The sequence below is a fragment of the Oscillospiraceae bacterium genome (assembly GCA_009780275.1).
GTDB lineage: Bacteria > Bacillota > Clostridia > Oscillospirales > UBA929 > WRAI01.
Genome location: WRAI01000029.1, coordinates 1 through 22,115, shown reverse-complemented (window position 1 = coordinate 22,115; position 22,115 = coordinate 1). Strand labels below are relative to the sequence as shown.

Sequence of the window (22,115 nt, the reverse complement as noted above, 5' to 3'; positions counted from 1 at the left end):
AAAACGCACACTGTACGCGTTTTACTTCGCTTTTTCCCTGCGCCGAGCGCAATAGACATGTGCTCCGATAAGTACCGTAACAGGTGCGGCCAACACCATGGCCGCCGACGCCGTAAGCGCGCGCAACACCTCTATAGCAATATCAGTGCGGTTAATAATCATGTGATAATCAAAGTTGTTCAAGCGGAATAGAATCAATGTGACAAAGAATGTACCGGTAAAGGCCAAGATGAGCGTATTCGCCGACGAGCCGATGCAGTCACGCGCCATGCGCATACTGGAGCGAAACAATGTCTTAAAATCGGCATCAGGACTGCCCGCACTCAACTCTGCCGTTGCCGATGACACCGACACCGTAATATCCATCACTGCGCCCAGCGACGCAATGAGAATGCCGCAAAATAACAATTGAGAAATGCCCGCCATCGACTGGAAGGGAAAGGTTATCACATCACTCATATCGGCCGCGTTAAAGCCGGTGATGCGCAATGCCGCACTGGCCATAAAATAAAACAGAACGTACATCACGATGCCAATGGTGGTTCCCGCGATGCTAACGTACGTTTTTTTCTCAAAGCCCATAATCGCAATAAGTGAAACTGCAACAATGACTAAGGACAATCCCACCGTCATAAGACCCGGCGGCGCGCCGCGGACAATGGCGGGGATAAGCAAGAACAATAGCACCACAAAGGTAAACACCAGCCCAAACGCCGAACGCAATCCGGCTTTACCGCCAACGGCTGCCAACAGCCCGAAAAACAGCAGTACAATGATATAGATACCGGTGGCGCGTTCATAAGTATGCACTCGCGCAAAGTAACCGCCATCTTCAAACGACTCAAAATGAAGTACGATGCGCTGCCCTGCCTGTGCATGTACAGGCGCGTTAATAAATAAAATATTTTGCACTTCAACAATCCTGCCCCGATATTCGCCGGTCAGGATTTCTACCAACAGGTCCTGCCGCCCGCTGGGCCGACCATACTCGTCTATCGCGGTATCATCAGAAACGACTTCTACTACCCGGCCGCGCGGCCACGTGACCCCCGGCATAGCATCGCGCCCGAAGTCGATCTCGGTGCTTACACCAAACCAAACCATGCCAGCCATCGCCAAGGTGGCAAGCACATAGAAAATGACATTTTTGTTCCGCAAGAGCTTCATTTTTTGCCCCACATAATTATTTGGCATTATTGTATCATATTATTTTAATAGTGTCAAGGCAAAAATAGCAGGCAATCGGAAAAACTAGACTTGCATTTTTAATCATATAGTGTTATAATAAACGCATTATTAGCGAATATAGTTCGCCCTTAATTGAAAGAGAGGAATCCCCCATGTTTTGCACCAAATGCGGTTCATCACGCGATGATTCAGCACCTTTTTGCGGAAACTGTGGCGAAAGGCTGAATCCTGCGCCTGAAGTTACACCCGAAAGCCCACCTGCTGAGACATCGGCACAGCCGGCAATGCCAACCTTTGAGGCATCCACACAATCGGAAGTGCCGACTGGCGACACACTTGCACAAGCCAAAAATATCGCACCAAATTCACAAGATCCGGTTATTTTCGATGTGTCACCCACACCCAAGAAAAAAACAGCCTTAAAAGTCGCATTGGCGTCTCTCGGCGGACTAGTTGCCGTGGCAGCAATTATAGCAACATTATTCTGGCCGTATATACTGCGCACCGTCTCCCCCACGCAATATGTAGGCCATGCTGTCAGAAATACCCAACGAACCATGCGTAACAACATGAATGCCATACTCAACGGCTTTGACTTCGACGACCTCAGCACGATACACATGTCATTAAGTGATTTGCAAATCTCCCCCGATGACGGCGATGCCAATGCCCTGTTGTCCGCATTCGCCCTTGAACTGGCTATGCATTTTGAGGACGACAGCATGCTTGCCCGCTTTGTAGCAGCTATGGGTGGCGAATCGTTTGACCTCCAAATGCTGTTTGATTCCGATGCTATAACTCTCCGCACCCCCGGCATGGATTATGCCGTGCGCCAAACTACACCCGAACTTGACGCATCTGATCTTGAGATAATCGCGTGGTTGGAAAACTTGGCCGATGCTGGCAGCTTGAAAGATGTCTTGCGTTTCTTTGGCATCAGCGACAGCACTATCAACCGCCGCTTTTACAACGACGGCACGACTACATTGCCTCTCATCGACGGTCGTTTAACGCGTATGACTACCGTTTTTGACGGCAATGAACTAATGAGCATTCTGCGCGATGTATTAAACAGCCCAAATTTGCATGAACTTATGGAGTTGTCGGGAGAAAGTTTTGACGAATTGGACGAAATCCTGATGCAGTTCGACGCAATGACAAGGTTCATCAATCTCGATGCCCTGCGTATTTATTACTCAGTATACATTAATAGCAGCCATCAAGCCCAAGCCATTTCAATTTCGATTGACGCAGACGGCTTAATGGATATGATAAGCGCTTTAATGGGTGGTGTGATGGATGTAGATATCCAGCCCATCTCCATTGTTGCCGGTTTCCATGACATGAGCCGCCGCAACACTGGCATGTTCCTTACCGTTGAAGCCGAAGGTGAGTCAGTGACACTGACATTGGAGGAAACTCACCACGATAACGGCGATTTTGATTTAGCTTTCAATGTTGCTGACTATGGCTCGTTCTCCATTGCCGGTCATATTGATGCTTCACGCACACAGTTAGAAGTAACAATTCGGCAGCTCAATGTCAATTTCGGCAGCGAAACGGGAATCGTTTCCATGAACTTTGTATCAAAGTTTGAAACAGCTTCCACCGGCGATTTGCGCATAGACGGTGAGATTGTTGATGTTGATGACGCTTTTGGCTATCCGGGCATTGGTGACGCATTTGAACAATGGCTTGAACAGATTGGGTTAGACAGTTTATTCGATTTCGGCTGGGATGATAACTGGGACTGGGACGACGACTGGGATTGGGACGATGATTTTGATTGGGATGATGACTTCGACTGGGGTGACGATTGGGGCTGGGATTTAGATGGCGGACTGTTTGACGAGATCCCGGCTGACGCTGAAATTGATAATGCTTTAGTCGGCACATGGGCGTGGGACACAATGGATGCATATATCTACACTTTTGAGAACAACGGCAGTGGCACGCGAGGTGTTCCGGGGCTTATGGAAGAATTCTATTGGGCAACGTTAGATGGCGTACTTTTCCTTGATGCCGACGACAGCTTTGTGGATGTATGGGATTATGTGATTGAAGACGGCGTGTTCACCGTTACAAGCCGCCTGCTTCCCGATATGACATTTAGCTACATCAAACGCTAAAGAGAGCAAGTGACCAATTTACTTATAAAAGATCCGTCAACGTGCTTGTTGACGGATCTTTTATAACATTAGACATTTACATTTATGAAGCCAGCTCAATCAAAGACAGCTTCGACATTTCCTCAATCACTGTATCTTGCAAACTACGAAGCCCGCCATGCATTTTGCATTTTCTCATTTTACCATAATCACAAAGCCCACCGTTTCCTAAACAACGGCTGATTTGCAGTTCCCCTTCAACACACAAAAACACATCATATAAACTGATGTCCTGCGCCGGTCGCCCCAGTTGATAGCCACCCTTTCTGCCCTGAACAGAATCAAGCAGCCCTCTCTTCTTTAACTGGTTTGCAATCTGAGCAAAAAAATGATACGTCATCCCAACCGATTCTGCAATACTTGCTGCAGTGTGCAATTCGTCGCTGTTCTTATGCAAGTGCCGCAAAATTCGGACGGCATAGTCTGTAGAAATTTGTAGCCTCATAATAACACCACCTTCATTTATCGAATTACCCTGACTTAGCTTACCAAAAACTGCACGACAACCTCTTTTTGCATATCTGCCGCGCCATTTTTTTAGTCCCCCCCCGACATCGGGCGATGCAGATACCACCGCCCGAACACCGGGAGTAATCAAACCTCACGGATCAAAACATAGCCACATAATAGGAATTGTTTTAAGTAGTTGCTTTTGTCTTTTTCTTTCGGAATACAATGACAATTAAACCGATAAAGCTAACCGCAGTCAACACAGACCAAAACAATATATTTCTATCATCACCGGTGTGTGGGTTGTCACCAGGGAAATTCGCACTTACAAATCTATTGTGCAGATTAAGTCCATTCACTGTAAGCGTGTATCGAGGCACATTTTCCTCACTTATTGTGTAGTGGATAGGGTTTCCGTCGACGTCATACCTCGGTACAAAGGCAACCCAACGCCAGCCATCATCTGCCGTAATGGTAACCCGTTCCACGACGGCACTACCATTTTTAATCAACACTGTAATGCTTTGCGGTCGGCTGTTTACAGGATTATTTCCATGTTCCCATGTTTTTTGCCCCTCAAGCAAAATATAGCCAGGGTGCTTTGAAACACTCTCATGTCTGTTGGTAATATCAAATCCCGTCACAATTGTTTCATAGCCGTAAACCGGATCCTCTCGCAAGGTATAGACAATTTCACTGCCATCGGCGCGGTTTCTCGGGACTATAAATGTCCACATCCAGTGATCGGCCTCAGTAATCACTGCGCTGGCTACCACTCTTTCACCATCCATGACGTGCACGGTAATAGACTCCGGCCGGCTGGAGAAGGGATTATTGCCATGTTCCCAAGTTTTTATGCCTGCAATGGTTATCATCTCGGCATCATAACGGTGCTCAAACAGGATTTCATCTACTTTATCGTCATCTTCGTTGCGGACAATAACAATGGATGTCAAATTAGAGATCGATAGATTATCGGGCGTATCGTTCAAAATATACACGTCAATGTAGTAAATGCGCGTATCGTAGGTATAGCGAGGCGTTGAACTCTGTATAACCCTGAGTTGATATGAGAATATGCCCACTGACGTAAATTGTATCGGTCCGACTTGCGTTTCGCCTGTTCCCGTTGCGGTAAAAATAAACCCATCTGCACCACTCCCCACCGGCATGGGGTTGCTTGCAGACAACGGCACGAGCCGATACGTAAAGGTTTGGTTCGGTACCTCTCCGACATTGGCGACAAGACTCTGCCGTACTGTCAGCGTCACTTCCTCTGTTCCGGCAGCGCTCGCTGCCGGCATAGACAAGACGCCCAGCAGACAAATCAAAGCCAACCCGATTGCAAGGAACATTCCGGCTTGTTTCCTTATTGGTGTTTTTGAAAGTATCTGATTCATTATCTATTCTCCCTTGTTGTGGGTATTGCGTTTCTTTTTAGCACGTTTTGTATATATCAAGACGACCAACATCACCGCCGATAAGCACGGCAATGCGATGATACCGATTTTTCCCCACAGCGGGGCTTGCGCCCACAAGTCGGGCAATCTATCTATGATCGGTATGGTGTTGGTTCTGTCCGGATCTTCTGTCCAAAATGGGTCATCGAAAGTTTCATCGGTAATTCTGCCGATTAAGATGTCGCGACCATTGGTGGAAGCGTTTGAGCAAGTTGACAGCAACACAATACGGTCGTCGATTGTAACCGGCACATCGCGTGTGTTTATCGCCATGTCAATGAGCATGTCTAAATACGCTTGCTGTTGCTCTCGCTCCATGATGTTTGTGCGGAATACCTCGCCGTCGCTCGCATGTGTATGCACAAAGGCAAAGAATTCTAAGCCGTGTTCCCGCCCGTTGAAGTACAGCATGCCATACTGGCGGCCGTCAAAGTAACGTCTGTCTGCAAAATGTTCAATATCGCCGAACATGACGCCTCGCGCCATATGGTGGCCGTAGAAAATGCTGGAAAAATCCGTAAAATCGCGACAGCTTCGGTTGTCTAGAAATATGCTGCCGGCCATAGAGTGGTTGCCGCGCGCATCGCGCGAGACGTAATACATATTGTCTTCACCCTGCACCACAGGGTAATCAATGCCGGTACCGTATACCGTCAACCAAGCAAATACATCGGGGTTGATCGCCTGCAACTCTTCAAATGAGGCCCCTCCATCTTCTTCGCTGGGTCTAAATATTGCATAGTTTGTGGCATCTGCCACGTTGAAGACTTGGTTGGAGTCCCATATCGCATAGCTGCTAAACGCCAGCAGCAGCAGAATAGCAACCAACACAAAAATGTTAACAACACCATTTGTCAGTTTAATTGCTGTCCGTCCTGCTTTTTCCGCTCTGCTCATAGGGCTCCTTCTTTTTTGGGGTTATCGGCTGCCGGTTTTATCCGGCAGCCGATAACCGAGGTAAGTAAACGAATGCCTAATTAGTTGTAGTTTCTGCCTTTACGGACTTTCACTACGACAAAGACTGCAAAGCCGCCCACTGCAAGCAGAATCAAACCGTAGAACGGCAAGGTGCTCATGTTGATGCCCATTGGCGGGGCTTCTCTGTGGTTGGTAAACGCCGCGGTGCTGCCACCGGTAAGAACATAGCGCAAGCCGGTCGTCAAACCTGCAGGGCCGGGGATGGTTACGCCGTTTACCAAGATGCTGGTGGCGTAACTGAACACCGCTGTCTCTGTCACGACGAATTGCGTGCCTACCGGCGTGTCTTGGAACACCAAGCGCTCACCGTGGCGGAGTCGGAAAGTTTGCTCAACACCTCTGGCAAATGTATACACCGTACCGATAACGGTTGTGCCGTCCGCAGCAATTCTGTACGCGGTGAATGCCGCCGGCGCGGTGAACGGCGCGGTAAACATCGGATCTATGTCCAACGTAGCTCTAAAGTCAAACTCACGCGTCGTGCTGCCCATGGCGCCCGTTACTGTCTTGCTGATGGTCAACGGACCAAGTTCAGGATCGGGAGTATAGTCATATCTTCTTGTGTAACGATTGGTGAAGAAGAGTTGGCTGTGGTCGCCAACTGGATTAAGGGTGCCGGGTTCGCCGGGAACTTTGCCGCTGCCGGGGGTGCCGTCGTCATAATACTCGCGGTAACCATACGTAAAGCGTACATAGCGAGTACCAGTAATCGGGTCTTCAAAAACGTGGGCAACGATCAAGAATTGAGCCTGCGAGAAATCTACTGCTTCCAAAACCTCGGGGTCTTGGTTGAGGATGTGAGGGTTCACGTTGTCTAATTCAACAACGCGCCACACGAACGTACCTGTTGTCGGCCAAGAAATGCCGGCGAGCAAGTCGCCCGTTTCCATAATGCGAGTCGTGGTGGTAGGCGCAGTAACGCTGTTGGTCATGCGAGCATCGTTTACCGAGATAGCCACAGCACCGGCTGTGCCCAATACAGGCATCGTGATGCCGGTTGGCCAGGTTGGATCACCCACCGGGACGCCGTCCAAGCTCACGGGTGTTATCGCAAAGTTGAATGTCATGTTTGACGGGATTTCCGTACCGATCGGCGTGTTCAGGATCTTGGTAAGACCAAGCCGCGCAGGATTTGCCGGCGTGCCGGGGTGGTCCGCCGGATCAAACGCCGATACCGATGCAAAGAGTCCGACGCACATAATGAGCGCCAGTGCCAGTGAAATTGCAAGTTTTGACTTTTTGAACATGTTATGTTCCCTCCAAATTTATTTTTTTGATTTTGGTTTTTTATAAATAAAGCGGTTGAATCCGCGTTATTTTTGCTAAAATTTTCGATTCCGAATGACGGTGATGACCTTGCCCAGCGTATCGCGCATATAAATCGGGCCGTATATTCGGCTGTCTGTTGCGTTTTCCCGTGCGTCGCCCAGGACAAATACTTGCCCTTCGCCGACCACCAGCGGGAAATCTACGCCCTCCTCGAAACGATGCGTAGCGTAATAAATATCCCACTCCTGCACACTCGAGCCGTTGACCACCAACCCGCCGTCAATAATGTCTACCACATCGCCGGCTTGCGCGACCACACGCCGTATTTGGCGTTGCCCCTCAAAGTCCAGCACCACCAGGTCGTTGATGTCATACGTCCGGTCCAGGCGGTTGAACAGCACCAGATCGCCGTCCCGTATTGCGGGGCTCATATCGGGTTCGTTTACACGGTGGAACCCGTAGATGAGCGTGAGTGCCAGCACCGCTACCAGCAGAATTACCGCGATTTTGATGCCCAGCATCACCAACTCTTTCCACACCGAATTCGACGGGCGCGGCGCGGCGGCCGGTCTTCCCGTTTCCTTGGGCGCGCGCAAATCGGACATCGAAATCGGCTGTGCCTTTGGCCTCTCTACTTGTTGGTTATCTTGCTCTGTCATGCCAGTGGGCCTGCCCTCCGCTTACGAACCGCCACTTTTACGATGATGAATGCCGATAGAGGCAAGACCATCAGTGCCGTCAGCAGCACCCATGTGCCGTTTCCGCCCAAGTTGATGCCTGTAGGAGGTGGATCGGTCCTGCGATAGTTGATATCAAAGTTGTTCAACGGATGCGAATTTGCATGAACACTCAGCGAATTCCAGCGAATGTTAGGCACCGTCGTGATATTTGCATTGTTCGGCGGACTATATGCGCCGTTGCCCGCTGTGTTGCCGCTGAATGCCACATTCGTGTTGAGCGTAAGGTTTTGATAGTACACTGCCGTGCCGCCCGTTAGCGTCAAATTAGCCTCATACTCATAGTCTTCGGTAAAGATGCCGCCGCCGTCGAACGCCGCTCTGTTGTTTCTAATGCCAAGGTTGCTCGAATCGAGCATCATTCGCATTTGTCCGGCCAGAGCCACATACACACCGCCACCATAATTAGCTCTGTTGCTTGTAATGGCTTTAGCATCAGTGCCGTTGATAATGAATGTGCTATCGGTCCATACGCCGCCGCCGTGAACAGCTGTGTTGGCGTTGGCGGCTGCCGCGCCGCCTATTGTACCGCCGTTCATAGTAAAATTGCCGTTATTCGTTACTCTTACACCGCCGCCGTGCATTGTGGCGTTATTGCCTGTAATCGTGCCAGCAACTTGCAAGAAGTGCGCACTATCACTGACATCTACGCCGCCGCCGTGAACAGCTGTGTTAGCGTTGGCGGCTGCCGCGCCGCCTATTGTACCGCCCTCCATAGCAAAAATGCTGTCCTCCGTTACTACTCTTACACCGCCGCCGACATTAGTGGCGTTATTGCCCGTAATCGTGCCGGCAGTTTGCACGAAGCGCGCACCACCATTGACGTCTACGCCGCCGCCGCTGCTTGCCGTGTTGCGGAGCGCGGCTGTTGTGCCGCCGATGGTGCCGCCCTGCATGAGGAACGTACCCTCAGGATTGGTCACATTCACGCCGCCGCCATCGTTGGAAACCGTATGTCCTGTAATGCTGCCGCCGTTCATAATAAACGTAGAATATCCGTCCGTGCCCCATATACGCACGCCGCCACCGCTGGCCGCCTGGTTGTTGCGAATGATGCCGTTATACATCGTGGCCTGAGTGCCTTGGACATGAACACCGCCGCCGACGCCCATAGGCCCTGAGCCTGTCGCTACAGCACGGTTGTTTTCAATCGTTCCGTTGCGCATCGTAAATATTTGCCAAGCTTCTCCCGAACCGATAATTCGTACACCGCCGCCGTGAGGCGCTACGTTTTCACGAATGGTGCCATTGTACAGCGCAAAGCCGCCAAAACTATTTTGGACCAGTACACCGCCGCCGCCGTCTAAGGTATGCGTGCCCGTGGACGTGTTTGCTCTGATATCACCGCTTCTCATCGTAAAGAAACCAGCATTGGCTGCATTAGTACCCGTAACAAGCACACCGCCGCCGCCGCGATTGCCGCCGCTGCCGGTTGCCCGATTTCCTACAATCGCGGCTGTCGTACCCGCAGGGATATAGAACGTTGCTTCAGTAACATATACACCGCCGCCATTGACAGCTGTGTTGCGGAGCGCGGCTGTTGTGCCGCCGATGGTACCGCCCTGCATGAGGAAGTGCGCGCGATCCCCGTCAGCAACGCGTCCGCGCACATGCACGCCGCCGCCGCCTTGCGTTGCGCTGTTCGCCGTGTTGCCTGTAATAGTACCATTATTCATGGTAAACTGCGCCCCGATCGCCACCAACACACCACCGCCATTGGCAGCTGACGTGTTGTCGCGGATCGCAGTGCCGACATTCGACATCGTGAGCCCAGAGTCAGCACCGGTGACAGCCACGCCGCCGCCGCCCCAGCCCTGGTTGGTGCCGCCCGTCGTGCGGTTGTCGTAAACCGTGCCGCCATTCAATGTAACAGAACTGCCGCTTCGCGCAAATATGCCGCCACCGCTCTGCACGGCTGTGTTGGCACGAATCGAACCGGCAGTCATCGTAAAGCCGGCGCCGTTCATTACTTCTATGCCGCCGCCGGCACCGGCCGCCGTGTTCGAATTTACGATAGCATTGGCATTGTTCATGGTAAAGTTAGCATATGCCCCTGAAAGTCTCACAGCACCGCCGCCGTAACCGCCAGTCGAAGTTGCCGCATTGCAGGCAATTCTGCCGCCCGACATTGTGATCACACTCGTACCATTAGCGTACACGCCGCCGCCGGTATGTGCTCTGTTACCCTGTGCGGCAGTGTTGATATGGCCAATAGTGCCGCCGCTCATAATCAAGGACGTGCTCACCATCCGTATGCCGCCGGCGCGGAGAGGGATGCCCGTTCCGTCGCCGTTGCCTAAGTTGCCTAAGGTGTTTGCATAGCGATTGTTCCGGATGTGGCCGCCCGTCATGCGGAATTCTTGAGCCGCGTTTATGTATACGCCGGCACCTTCCGGCGCACGGTTATCGTCAATAATACCGTCGTTCATGGTAAAACGAGTATTGGCATTGCGCGCGTGTACGCCGCCGCCGCCGGTGCCGGACTGGGTTCCGCGGCTGGTGTTGTTGTGGATGCGGCCGTTGTTCATGGTAAACTGCCCCGCGCTGGCCGCCAATACGCCGCCGCCGTTGACGGCTGATATGTTGTAGCGTATTATGGTGGCGGTGGTAGTACCCGACATTGTGAATGTCCCGGTTGCACCGCTGACCCTCACGCCGCCGCCGCCAAAGGCAGCATTGCTGCCATCTGTCGTATTATTGGTCTGAATCACACCGCCGGTCATTGTAAATGTGCCGAGCACGTCTACACCGCCGCCGGTGCGTGCAGCTGTGTTGTTTTGAACCGCACCGCCGGCCATCGTGAAACTGCCGCCGCCCATTACGTTTACGCCGCCGCCGGAGCCTGCGGCTGTATTCCTGGTAATGGTACCGGTTCCGCTATCCATTATCAAAAAGCCACCCGAGGCCACATGTACACCACCGCCACCTTCTGTGGCAACCAGTGTCGACCGATTACCATCAACTCGAGGCGCAGTGTCCGCAGCAGAAGCAAACATTCTAAATTCTCCGCCGGTTCCAACCCATACACCGCCGCCGCGCGTCGCCGCGTTTCCTGCCGTACCGATGGGATTGTTGGTGGTGCCGACAACGCCGCCGCGCATGTGGAAGCGGGATCTCGCGACAGGGGCTAGATGTACACCAACGCCGCCGCCCGTTGCAATGGGTGTATTATTTATCGTCGTAGCATTGGTACGGATGTGACCGCCGCGCATATCAAAGAGACCGCCATTTGTAATATCTACGCCGCCGCTGTCTGCAGCTCGATTTTCGTAAATTACACCGTTATGCATGGTAATTGTGGAATTGTTGTTGCGTATGCCGCCGCCGCGCGCCACAGCATCATTATTTCTAATAGTGCCGTTATTGATAGTAGCGGTAGCGCCATCAAGAGCCAAACCACCGCCGTTCAACTGAGCTCGATTGTTGTGAATAGTAACATTATGTATCGTAATTGCAGCATTCTGAACCCCTTGGATACCCCCGCCGCTGCCACTCCTTGAGCTGTTGTGCCGGAAGGTTCCGTTATGTATAACGTGCGTGCCGCCTTGCATTTGGAGGCCGCCGCCGCTGTTGCTTGCCAAGTTGTTTTCCAATACAGCACCGGCGTGCATGGTGAAGTTGCCGAACCTTATTTGCACACCGCCGCCGCCGGTTTCGGCGGTAGTGCGGCAGCGCCGAATCATAGCACCGTTCTGCATGGTGAAGCGAGTGTGAGTGCCATCGCCAATCACACCGCCGCGGGTAAACGTAACAGCCGATGTCAAGCTTGGCACATTCGGATCTCCGCACAAAATGACATGCGCCAAAGTCAACTCCGTGGTGGGGTGGCGATGCGGTGGGGCGGAAGTGCCGCTGGATAGGGTCCGGTTAGGGCCGTTGTGAATCACAAAGTGCCGTCCGGTCCTCCAGTCAGTACCCCCTCCGGAGTAGCGCTGTATCGTGTGCCTCGGATAGCCGGCAGCCAGCGTCCAGTTGCTCACGTTTGTGCCGCGCGATACAATTTTGATGCGCCGACCCGCAGGAATGGCTATCGCAGTAGTCATATTAAAACTGCCGGTTATCGCAATAATGCGGTTATCCGATTGTTGGGTGGTACTGTATGTAATGGCGCGGTATAACGTCGCATGGCTATTAACCTCATGATTCGTCCAACCTGACAGTGATGTTGCCAATGGCATAATACCGACGCGCGTTTCGCCGGTGCTGTCAAGCCATGTATGTCTGATACGAACAAGGGTGTACGGCTGAGGCCCTATCCGTTGGGTTTCCATCTCGCCGGCGTCATTACTCTCTGTCATGCCGTGACTGATGCGGTCTAGCTCCCACCCCTCGGGCAGCGTAACGCTTATATCTGTCGCCGCAATTGTCATCGACGGCAACGTAATATAAAGGTAATGCCCATCGAGTACGGCACAATATCTCGTATCAGCCAGATTCATCGTAATTGCGGCGTCATCGCCAACATGAATGCTGAGCACTGTACCGGCCACAGGGCCAAGGGTTTCCTGTTCGTTGTTGTTCCCAACGTCTGCGCCGCTTTCAACTTCGGAGCCGCCGCCATTTCCACTGATGTAGCCGCCCGCTCCGATTTCTGATCCCTCTGTCTCTGTAGGCTCAGCAGGTGTTTCCTCGCCGCTTTCGCCGGCATCCTCTGTATACTCCGTGTACTCAGCAGGCGTTTCCTCTTCGGTGTACTCGGTATACTCCGTTCCGGCGTACATCGTATAACCAACCCCGTCACTGTCGGCATACGTCGTGCTCACAAGCGCAACAGCCGCAAAGATAATCAGAGCGCTCAGCACGATAAGCAAGACTGTCATCGTCCTGCCCTGTAGATTATTTTTCAGATAAATTGGTCGCATAACAATAAACTCTCCTTGTTTGTTTTGAAACTTCGGTTACCTTTACGCACTTTATCAAACTTACATAGTTTGTATATTATACCAGAGTTACCGTAATTTATATTCAATTATTTGACACTGTAACACAACTTTTGCGCTTTGTCAACCTTTTCGGCTGAATTGCAGGAAAATCAGGCTGAATTGCAATTTCCACACCCAAACGGGCGATTTTGCTGTCTCTGCTAACTATCCATGTGACACTGTTGCGCATCATAACACACATTTTCATATTTGTATACACTTTCCGGCTAAGTTGCAGTTTTTCGGGGTTGAATTGCAGTTTTCTTGCCCAAACGAGCTATTTGGCCGGTTTGTTTCCCGTTATTGAACAGTATAGCGCGAAACTTTGCGTTGTATGTTCGTCTTCGACTGAATTGCAGAAAAATCAGGCTGAATTGCAGATTCGCCCATTGGGCCAAGAGCACAACTTGTTTACCGTAATTTATTTCGGAAAACTTTCGTGTTGGATACTATACTACACTTTTCATTTTCTGTAAACGCTTTTCAGCTGAATTGCAGAAAATTAGAGCCGAATTGCAGTTTTTACGAGCGCAGCAACAAAAAGGCGGCACATTTCAAAACAAATGTGTCGCTTTTTTTGATTCTATCCTATGTTTTGACTCTGTTTCCGCTGACCAGCAATCCATGCTGTTTTCCTGCCTGATAGACACCTCGGCTTCCGTTCAGCGCAATACGCCGGCGGTGCGAGTAATGCCGCAGACAAACCCCGGTGGATACAATCGACACAATGGCAGTAAATGCCAGCAAATTCATATAGCTCATGTTTGAAATCAGCAAGAGAAGCATCAACGGCATCATCACGATAAACAGCATCAACGCCGCAGCGCACAACGCGCAGATAATTTTCAGCCTCTTAGCCTTTTTCGCTTTAAGGCGCTTGCGCAAATCCCATATAATAACATCTAAGTCAAAAAACAACAGCAGCATGAAAAAAATCAAAAAGCCCAGATTCACAGGCGCCATTATCATATCAATGTAATTCAACTCTCGCGTAACTAAGCGCGGGATGATTTCAAACACAAGACATTCAGCCGGATTGCCGCATGCCGTATGACGGCGACCGGCGCGAAACAACGTAGGATTTCTATCCGTAACCCAATCGCCGAAATCGTGACCCGTAGCGGCGATGGTTTCCATACGAGTTTCACCGCAAACGGTGCAGATATAGACACTATAGCCCTCGTCTTCACAACAAGGCGGCTGTTCCGAATACAGAATAAATTCGCACTCATGCGGCTCATAATAATAATACTCATCCCGCACAAGCGCCGGGATAGATTCTGTATAACTATCGCCGCAATGCTCGCAGGTAAATGTTTTTACGCCGTCTTCATCATACGTTGGCTGCGTAGTAATTTCTTCTACATAGCTATGTCCCAACGCCTCCCCGAATGTTTCCGTTCGGCTGTCATCGCACCGCGCGCAAGCATAGGTTCTCGCGCCTTCATCTGTACAAGTCGGATCAGTCACCGTCACCTCATGCTCATGTCCCAGCGCCGCGAGCGTCTCTGTACGAACATGGCCGCACCGCCGGCAAGTATACGTTCTCGTGCCAACCGTTGTGCAAGTTGGATTTACAGAAGCTGTCAATACAAAGTCATGCCCCAACGCCGCGATGGTTTGTGTCTCCCTGTGGTGGTTAGACGTAGTTGTGCAAACACGGTGCTGTTGCCCCGGTTGCGTACATGTCGGATGCTCATCAATCACCCATTCACTCCAATTGCATTGCGTCGCAAACAAAATCCGAATATGGCGGTGCCCGCACAATTCGCAAACATACAACCTCTCGCCATCCGCGGTTGCGGTAGGCTCACGAACAGTCACATTATACCTATGGCGCCCTGCCGCGCAGTTATACTCCGTCGCTGCCACAGCCGGCACTAAAAACAAAATCAGCACCACAAATATCAGCATCGTGAATGTGCTGATACTTACAGTCCTTAGTCTCGCGTTTCTCATTACTTCACCGTTTTGCCCTTACCGGGTCTGATAAGTGCTTTCAGCTCAGCGTATTTATGGCGGCTCAGTGGAAGTTTTTTTCCGTTATGCAAAGTGATTTCATTATAGACAATACTCTCAATTGCCGATAGGGCGACAAGACATGACCGATAATTCCTAAAAAAGCCGTATCCCTCTAAATCATTTTCAATTTCCTGCAAGTTCTCCTGCGGAAATTCAAAGCTCTTATCCTTATCGTAATGCACCGTGACAATGCCGCGACGTGTTTCATAATACTGAATGCTATCAAGCGGTATATTCCGCGTTTCTCCACCACCACAGTAGACAACATATTTTTGATTCCTTTCGCCTTTTGCGAGAAGAGCGCGTAAAAAAATCTTTTCAAATTCCGCCATGCTGGTTTCACCCTTGACGATATAATGCAAGGCCTGCACATCAAACGCACCACGGAAATGCTCTTTAGACGCGGTCAGAAACACGATGTCATTCTGATACCCCAATTCGCGCAACTTTATTGCCGCTTCAGCTCCGGTAATGCCGGGCATATTGATGTCCATATAAATTAAGTCTGCCGAAATATCAGCCTTTTGTGCTTCTGAAAGTAGAACATTTGCCGAATTGTAAACAGTCAACTCAATCCTAACGCTATGCTTCTCCCCGAGAGCGTGCAAATACTCTGTATATATCTGCTGTTCTTGCCTATTATCTTCACAAGTAATAATTTTCATGCTCCTTTGCATAGGTGCCTCCCAACTCTAATTTTAGAGTTCAATGTCTATTTTTGTCATTTATTTCTCCGTTTCTTATATTATAACACTTTTTTTGCAACTTGTAAATGCTTTCTTTCAAATTTTGGTATTATAAACATAAATTTCAACATTTTTTTAGGAAACATCGCCTGGTATGGCAAGATATGGCCAACGCATACACACCCTTTTTGTTCGGCTCCAACAACAAACCCAAACACCCTACCGATACGAAACAGTTGAGTGTTTGGATTTCTTTCTTAATGGCGGCGTGAGGATTAAGATCCTTGGCAAAACCAATACGTGGCAACGGTTTGCGCCATCGTCATTTTGCATATTTGCGGCATCTCATTTTCGACGGTATACGCCTCCCTCATAGTCAATGTAATCCTTGTCTTATGGGATCAATATAGCGCTTTTAATGCACTTGATGTTCGTGCTTAATAATGACTCTGTCTGCGTCAATGCCTATGGATGTCGGTGTTATCGCAGAAAGCTCAATATGCGGCACATTTTCATCTTGAATAGACCATGCGAACTCGATTTCTTTGTCCGTCCATGTCTTGCCGCCAATTTTACAATTACGCAAAGTTGCGTCAAGGTAGCTGCCGTCGGCAGTGTCGTTGACACCATAGGGCGGAATCATCGGAACGAGCGAAGCAAAGCGCACAAAACGACCCCATGGTTCAAATTCATCATCTTTGTTGTAAATAGTCCATTTATCTTCCCGAACAACTAATGTGCAAATAACATTATTCTCGTCAAGGTTAGTCATCACCGCTTTGAAATAATCATAGTCATCGTCGCTGTATTTTTCGACTTTAACTTCGATGGTCGGCGTTCCGTCAATCGGCTCGCCAAGTCCATCTTTGACGAAATACTCTATGCTGCCTTCTTTCGCCCAAATTTTCCCCCACGCAAACGGTGCCCATTTCTCACCGCTGCCCTTCACTAAACCGATATCGCAAATCATTTTCGATGTCGTCGGCGTCAAGCATATGTATGCGTTTCGTGTTTGCTTGCCTTTATTGGGACCTTTGGTCGCATAGCAGTTCGCGCTCACTTCGCTTAAATCCACAGTCATCGAGGCGGTTTTGTAGTTGTCAAATGTTGAGTGTAAATAATAGTGTGCACCGGCGTCCACTTCACAACGCGGCTTGACATACTCGATAAACGGCAACGAAGACTTAAAGACTGTTCCGCTTACTTGCTCAAAAAGATTGGTGTATTTTCCGGTAATCATGGCGTCAAATTCGTTGGACAGCGCGGGATTATCGTGTGCTTTTGACATTGTGTATCTCCTTTATGGGATGTAATGGTGGCGACGTAACCTCAGCATACCATAGAACCCACCCAATGTCTAGTGTTTGCCATTATTATCATCTCATCTGCTTACATTACTTGCTGCACGGCAAACGCGACATATAAGCATGAGCTTTTTTCTTGTTTCAAGAAGTAAAAAACAAGTTCCTTAATATCAACCGCAGCTTGCGGATGGTATTAAGGAACTTATATGTATTCATCTGATGAAAAAGATGCTGTCCGCTCTCTCGCCGGAAGTCCATTGTAAATAGACATCGAAAAAACCAAACGAGGTGACACCCCTATGGATTACGCTAAGCACTACCTTTTAGCTATCACCAGCCAAAGGCATCCCAAAAGCGTGTCATGACCACCGCAGCCTCATAACGCATGGCCGCCGCATTTGGCATGAGCAAGTTATCTGCCCGCATGGATAACAACCCATGATACTCCGCCCACATCATGGCATCGATGCCCCATGAGTGCAATAGGTGAATGTCCTCATAATTGCTCCATCGCTCACTTTGCCGTACCGTGGTGTCATGCCCTAAGAACGCGGCATAGCGATGGAAAAACACTGCCAGTTCCACGCGCATAAGGTCGCGATGCGGGTCAAACCAGCGTGCCGCTGGACCCAATATGTCAGAACTGTCGGCACCAGGTGAAGGTGCGACATACCCCACACCACGCATCAAATCATTGTGTGCCGCCCACATGATGGCGTCGGTATGCCAACGCTCGTCATGCACATCAGTGAAAATCGGCTCGAATGGAATCGGCTCCACATCGTCCATCATGCGGTGGAACATCACCGCCGCTTGTGCACGTGAGAATGACATATATGGCGAAAATGTCGTAGGGTTCGTGCCGAGCATGATTTGATTGCTGAACGCTGCTTGCACATAATAATAAAACCACTGACCGCGATGGATGTCTTCAAACGGGTTCCATAGCAAGAACATCAAATCAAGACCTGCTCTTGCCTCGCGTAAAGTGTCGTAAGCGTCGTCAATCTGTGACTGTATTGCATCAGGGTCATCGTGAACGGCTTGCGCATGGCTACGCGCCTCGGCAAAGGGCACCCAGCTTTCAGGCGTAAATCCGCGTGAATGGTATACTTCTACCTGTCTAAGTAACAACCATAGCGACCAGCGGAATGGTGGGATTGCGTGTACGGTAAAGGTAACATCAAATTGCGCTGTGTTATGCGCCGTTTGGACAGTGACCGTTGCGGTATATATCCCGGGCGCAAGGCCGAGGGCCGGTGCAATTGTGAAGCTGCCACTCCAATAGGGCGCAATGTTATCAATCGTTGTTGTACTGAGTGTAAATGCGCTTGGGGTTGCGCCGGACAATGTAATTGTCACTTCGCCGGTCGGCTGATTGCCGATGTTGACAATCGACACATTGCGGGGTGAGATTGCGGCATAGCCCTCGGTTTCTGTGGAGAACACAATCTCGTCCTCGACTATAAGTTGAATATCGAATATAGGGTGTACAAGCGCGTTTAGCGCACCTTGCAAGGCTGCTGCGCGTGCGTTTACAACAGCTTGGCTCTCGTTCGGCTCGTTGATGATTGCGTTAGCATAGCCAAGCGCACGCACGAGGTGCGCCCAGCTTTCGGTGGTGTAGTTTGCTTCAATTCGCAAGTTGGCGGCATTGACCAAGTTCTGCAACGCCGTTACATCAGCGCGAATGACAAGTGCGTTCATGGTATCACGCAAAGCGGCGGTTGCCCAATTGACCTCGGCTTGATTGGCGTTGGGGTTATCCAATACGGCTTGTGCGTTAACCCTTGCAGGCGCAAACGGCGCCCAGCTACGCGGGGTGTAGTTAAGCTCTTGTCGCGGATTAGCCAATGCGAGAGTGGCTTGCAGGGTGGTACGGTCTGGGTGTGGGACTAAGCTGTGCATGGTGGCAGACAGTTCGGCAAAAGCCGCATCAACCTCTTGTTGAGTTGCATTGAGAGCCGCCACCATTTCAACTGCCGTTGTTCTTGCGGCGAAGAGTGCCGCCCATGTTGCGGGGGTGTAATTCACCTCATGCCGCCGATCAACGGCACCTATCATGGCTTGCAGCAAGCTAAACTCAGCGCGGCGGGTTAAGCCGTCTAAGGCAGTTTGCAGTGCTGCTGTTGCCGCGTCAATCTGCTCTTGTGTTGCATTTACATCGGGCAGGAGTGTCAACGCGGCAGTTCGTGCTGTAGCAAACGGCGTCCAGCTTGCGGGGGTGTACAGGTTACTGTTTGTATGTAAATTCGCCAATGCAACGACAGCTTGTAATGCCAAAGTGTCAATGCCTGTGCGTTGCTGCCATACCCATGTGCCTTGCGGGTTGGCGAGTGTTGTGAGTTCGTCAGATGTGAGCGACAAGGTGCCATTTGTCCATAGGCCTGTATATGTTGCGTTGGGGGTGATTGGTGGCAGACCGACGTTGCCGATAAAGTTGAAGTTCGCACCCAACGTAATCTCTCGCAATGATATCATGCCGGCCAGCATGTCTGTCATGTCAATGACATTGCGGGTATCGAAGTTGGACAAATTCAATGTTTCAAGACGGCTCATGCCCTCGAATGTTCGCGCCATTGTGGTGACGTTGGATGTGTCTAGGTAGGACAAGTCATAGAAGCCCGTGACTTCGTGCAGGCCGCGGAAAAATGAGTGCAATGATGTGCCGGCACAAGTCGGGCCTTGGAAGGCAACACGGCGGATAGGAAAAACATGCGTCGGCACAATGGCGAATGGGCTGGTTGTTGATATGCCGCGTTCGATGGTACCCTGCGTGATGACCAGCGTTTCGTCGCTGTATAGCCGCCAATATGAACGGTTGGTGTTGGGGAGGTTAAGGGGTCCGGCGTGGGTGGCGAAGGGAGTGCCGGCAGGGGTAGTTCCCACTGCAACTGCAGGTGCTAGAGATAGCAGTAGACAGAGAGTGAGGATGAGAGATGTTAGTTTTTTCATGATGATTACTCCTTGTGCAACATTAACTTAAAGGTTCAATCTGCATGGTGATTGATACGCCCGCCTCTTCCCCTCGGTCAAAAAATACAATGAACTGCTCTCCTGCGTCATTATCATCCAATGTCCACATAGCATCAGCCCGTCTAGTGCCTCCATCGACACGCCCATGGTCCACAAAACCAGCCTCTCGCAGTTGAGCTTCATACAACGCCATGACACTAAAATCATCGAAACCATAACTCACCCAATTTTCATCAATAGAAAATGCAACAATTATATCATATGGAATCTGTTCGCCATCACGCATAGGCATTGGAAACACAGGGTCGGGTATGAGGGTATAGAGAACGGCTTCTTCATCCAAAAATACCCAACCATAACCCGTATCAACCCATGCAATTAAGTAACGTGTGATACCTCGTGTAGAAAAGGTCACCATAAAAGCGTAATCGCGAAACTCATTAATGAATCTGTCTAAGTCAGTACGACGAGTGAATGTCATACCTTCTCCAAATTCCTCTCGCAGTATTTCCAACGCTTCTGCGTACTCACTTGGCGTAATCGTGTCTGTTGGTGTTGGCTCATCGGTTGGCGTTGGTTGCGCGGTTTCTGTATATGTTGGTTCAGGCGCAGGCTCGACTTCATTGTCACCGTCACGGGAGACAAGCCATATACCAGTAGATAGCAAAGCTACTAATAAGATGATAATCAAGATGGCTAAAATAATTTTTTTCATGTCTAGTTATCCAGGAGCCACGGAAAGAAATTTATGTACATCGCTATACGAACCTCGCCACTTTCAAGAATATCTATTTCTACGAGTAATTTCGTTCCGTTGTAGTCTATTCTATCATACATCCAAAATGATTGGACTCTTCCAGCACTACCTTGATCAGCAAAACCAGCCGCCCTAAGCTGTACTTTATATAACTCCGCAACATCTACATCTGAGAATATATAAATGGTTTCCATTTCATCAGTTGAAGGAGGTCGAAAAAGTTCATACGGAATCGCTACGCTCTCACGCATGGGAATAGGAAACATACTGTCTGGAATATTTGCATACAAGCTAGGCTCTTTAAATCTTATAATTTCCCCCGTAGTAGAACTAACCCACGCATGAACAAGAGCATTAGCAGGAACGCTTTCATGCCCTATGTCAGAATAATCCACTGAAAAAGCGTATAGCAAAACGCTATTTTCTTGTTTGTCCATATCGGGCAAGCGAGATATTATGCTACCCTCACCAAAGCGCCAAAGTAACTCCTCGGAGATATCGTCATTTTGTGGCGTCTGCTCAGGCGTTGGCGCAATGGTTGGTGTATATTGCGTAGTTTCAGTGGGTGTAGGCTCCGGCGTAGGCATAGGTTCGACTTCAGTGTCGCCGTTACGGGAGACAAGCCATATACCCGCAGCTAACAAAGCTGCTAATATGATGATAATCAAGATGGCTAAAATAATTTTTTTCATAATTCGTATCTTCCAGCACTTGAATTAGCGGAACATAATTATACTGAATCCTTCGCCATCTGCGTAACTGTGTATATGCACAAACAATTGGTCAAATAAGTCATAATATCCATATGGCGATTCATCTAGCACATTATAGAGCCATATCGATTCTAAGGACACAGCTGCATCTTCCTCTGGGCTTCCTTGGGAAAAGCCCGCATCTCTAAGCTGCTCCTTATATATTTCCATAACGCTCATATCAAAAAATCCATATTGTGCTGATATATCATATGGAAACCGTACCCAATCATAGGGAATTATCTCACCATCGCGCATAGGTATAGGAAACATAATGTCAGGAATTTTAGCATACATGCTAGACTCCTCAAATATGATTGGCGCCCCTGTATTAGGATTGACCCACACATATAGATAAGACTCCATACTCACATTAGAGTAATCTATCAGAAAAGCATATAACAGAACGCCATCCTCATATCTATCCATTTCAGTCAAACGACTTG

Annotated in this window: 15 protein-coding genes; 1 reads left to right on the top strand and 14 read right to left on the bottom strand. The window is 49.7% G+C overall.

Translation table 11 applies throughout. The features are described from left to right. Positions 1 to 21: 21 nt before the first annotated feature. Positions 22 to 1,167, bottom strand: coding sequence for a YibE/F family protein (locus tag FWE06_08595; GenBank protein MCL2547227.1), 1,146 nt, complete (start codon positions 1,165 to 1,167; stop codon positions 22 to 24). Positions 1,168 to 1,340: 173 nt separating this feature from the next. Between FWE06_08595 and FWE06_08590 the strand changes: the two genes are divergently transcribed. Continuing rightward, on the top strand, positions 1,341 to 3,317 hold the full coding sequence (locus FWE06_08590; protein ID MCL2547226.1) for a zinc-ribbon domain-containing protein: 1,977 nt from the start codon (positions 1,341 to 1,343) through the stop codon (positions 3,315 to 3,317). 82 nt (positions 3,318 to 3,399) lie between these two features. Here the strand turns inward: FWE06_08590 and FWE06_08585 are convergent, their stop codons facing one another. The 13 genes from FWE06_08585 to FWE06_08525 form a co-directional block, all read right to left on the bottom strand. After that, positions 3,400 to 3,801: an Rrf2 family transcriptional regulator gene (locus FWE06_08585; GenBank protein MCL2547225.1), complete on the bottom strand. Its 402-nt coding sequence runs from the start codon at positions 3,799 to 3,801 to the stop codon at positions 3,400 to 3,402. 193 nt (positions 3,802 to 3,994) lie between these two features. Continuing rightward, a complete protein-coding gene (locus FWE06_08580) occupies positions 3,995 to 5,206 on the bottom strand; it encodes a Cna B-type domain-containing protein (protein ID MCL2547224.1) in 1,212 nt (403 codons plus the stop codon). 3 nt (positions 5,207 to 5,209) lie between these two features. After that, entirely contained in the window at positions 5,210 to 6,163 is a 954-nt protein-coding gene (srtB, locus tag FWE06_08575) for a class B sortase (GenBank protein MCL2547223.1), read from the bottom strand. An 80-nt stretch (positions 6,164 to 6,243) separates the two neighbouring features. After that, the gene (locus FWE06_08570; protein ID MCL2547222.1) at positions 6,244 to 7,491 is read right to left on the bottom strand and encodes a hypothetical protein; all 1,248 of its coding nucleotides are present in this window, start codon (positions 7,489 to 7,491) and stop codon (positions 6,244 to 6,246) included. Positions 7,492 to 7,566: 75 nt separating this feature from the next. Beyond that, positions 7,567 to 8,172, bottom strand: coding sequence for a signal peptidase I (gene lepB / locus FWE06_08565; protein ID MCL2547221.1), 606 nt, complete (start codon positions 8,170 to 8,172; stop codon positions 7,567 to 7,569). Further along, complete coding sequence (locus FWE06_08560) at positions 8,169 to 13,112, bottom strand: hypothetical protein (GenBank protein MCL2547220.1); 4,944 nt, start codon at positions 13,110 to 13,112, stop codon at positions 8,169 to 8,171. The genes lepB and FWE06_08560 overlap by 4 nt, the downstream gene beginning before the upstream one ends. Before the next feature lie 648 nt (positions 13,113 to 13,760). Continuing rightward, positions 13,761 to 15,131 carry a hypothetical protein gene (locus FWE06_08555; protein ID MCL2547219.1) on the bottom strand — a complete coding sequence of 457 codons (1,371 nt, stop codon included), beginning with the start codon at positions 15,129 to 15,131 and terminating at the stop codon, positions 13,761 to 13,763. Beyond that, positions 15,131 to 15,871: a LytTR family DNA-binding domain-containing protein gene (locus tag FWE06_08550; protein MCL2547218.1), complete on the bottom strand. Its 741-nt coding sequence runs from the start codon at positions 15,869 to 15,871 to the stop codon at positions 15,131 to 15,133. The genes FWE06_08555 and FWE06_08550 overlap by 1 nt, the downstream gene beginning before the upstream one ends. A 424-nt stretch (positions 15,872 to 16,295) precedes the next feature. Next, positions 16,296 to 17,168 carry a hypothetical protein gene (locus tag FWE06_08545; protein MCL2547217.1) on the bottom strand — a complete coding sequence of 291 codons (873 nt, stop codon included), beginning with the start codon at positions 17,166 to 17,168 and terminating at the stop codon, positions 16,296 to 16,298. Positions 17,169 to 17,514: 346 nt separating this feature from the next. Beyond that, positions 17,515 to 20,139: a BspA family leucine-rich repeat surface protein gene (locus FWE06_08540; protein MCL2547216.1), complete on the bottom strand. Its 2,625-nt coding sequence runs from the start codon at positions 20,137 to 20,139 to the stop codon at positions 17,515 to 17,517. Between the two features lie 22 nt (positions 20,140 to 20,161). Then, complete coding sequence (locus FWE06_08535; GenBank protein MCL2547215.1) at positions 20,162 to 20,875, bottom strand: hypothetical protein; 714 nt, start codon at positions 20,873 to 20,875, stop codon at positions 20,162 to 20,164. 2 nt (positions 20,876 to 20,877) lie between these two features. Continuing rightward, entirely contained in the window at positions 20,878 to 21,609 is a 732-nt protein-coding gene (locus FWE06_08530; protein ID MCL2547214.1) for a hypothetical protein, read from the bottom strand. Positions 21,610 to 21,633: 24 nt separating this feature from the next. Continuing rightward, a partial coding sequence (locus tag FWE06_08525; protein MCL2547213.1) for a hypothetical protein occupies positions 21,634 to 22,115 on the bottom strand: 482 nt, incomplete at its 5' end.

Excerpts from the sequence above, each read along its gene's own strand:
- FWE06_08595 (MCL2547227.1), bottom strand. The coding sequence starts at position 1,167 with ATGAAGCTCTTGCGGAACAAAAATGTCATTTTCTATGTGCTTGCCACC.
- FWE06_08590 (MCL2547226.1), top strand. The coding sequence starts at position 1,341 with ATGTTTTGCACCAAATGCGGTTCATCACGCGATGATTCAGCACCTTTT.
- FWE06_08585 (MCL2547225.1), bottom strand. The coding sequence starts at position 3,801 with ATGAGGCTACAAATTTCTACAGACTATGCCGTCCGAATTTTGCGGCAC.
- FWE06_08580 (MCL2547224.1), bottom strand. The coding sequence starts at position 5,206 with ATGAATCAGATACTTTCAAAAACACCAATAAGGAAACAAGCCGGAATG.
- srtB (MCL2547223.1), bottom strand. The coding sequence starts at position 6,163 with ATGAGCAGAGCGGAAAAAGCAGGACGGACAGCAATTAAACTGACAAAT.
- FWE06_08570 (MCL2547222.1), bottom strand. The coding sequence starts at position 7,491 with ATGTTCAAAAAGTCAAAACTTGCAATTTCACTGGCACTGGCGCTCATT.
- lepB (MCL2547221.1), bottom strand. The coding sequence starts at position 8,172 with ATGACAGAGCAAGATAACCAACAAGTAGAGAGGCCAAAGGCACAGCCG.
- FWE06_08560 (MCL2547220.1), bottom strand. The coding sequence starts at position 13,112 with ATGCGACCAATTTATCTGAAAAATAATCTACAGGGCAGGACGATGACA.
- FWE06_08555 (MCL2547219.1), bottom strand. The coding sequence starts at position 15,131 with ATGAGAAACGCGAGACTAAGGACTGTAAGTATCAGCACATTCACGATG.
- FWE06_08550 (MCL2547218.1), bottom strand. The coding sequence starts at position 15,871 with ATGCAAAGGAGCATGAAAATTATTACTTGTGAAGATAATAGGCAAGAA.
- FWE06_08545 (MCL2547217.1), bottom strand. The coding sequence starts at position 17,168 with ATGTCAAAAGCACACGATAATCCCGCGCTGTCCAACGAATTTGACGCC.
- FWE06_08540 (MCL2547216.1), bottom strand. The coding sequence starts at position 20,139 with ATGAAAAAACTAACATCTCTCATCCTCACTCTCTGTCTACTGCTATCT.
- FWE06_08535 (MCL2547215.1), bottom strand. The coding sequence starts at position 20,875 with ATGAAAAAAATTATTTTAGCCATCTTGATTATCATCTTATTAGTAGCT.
- FWE06_08530 (MCL2547214.1), bottom strand. The coding sequence starts at position 21,609 with ATGAAAAAAATTATTTTAGCCATCTTGATTATCATCATATTAGCAGCT.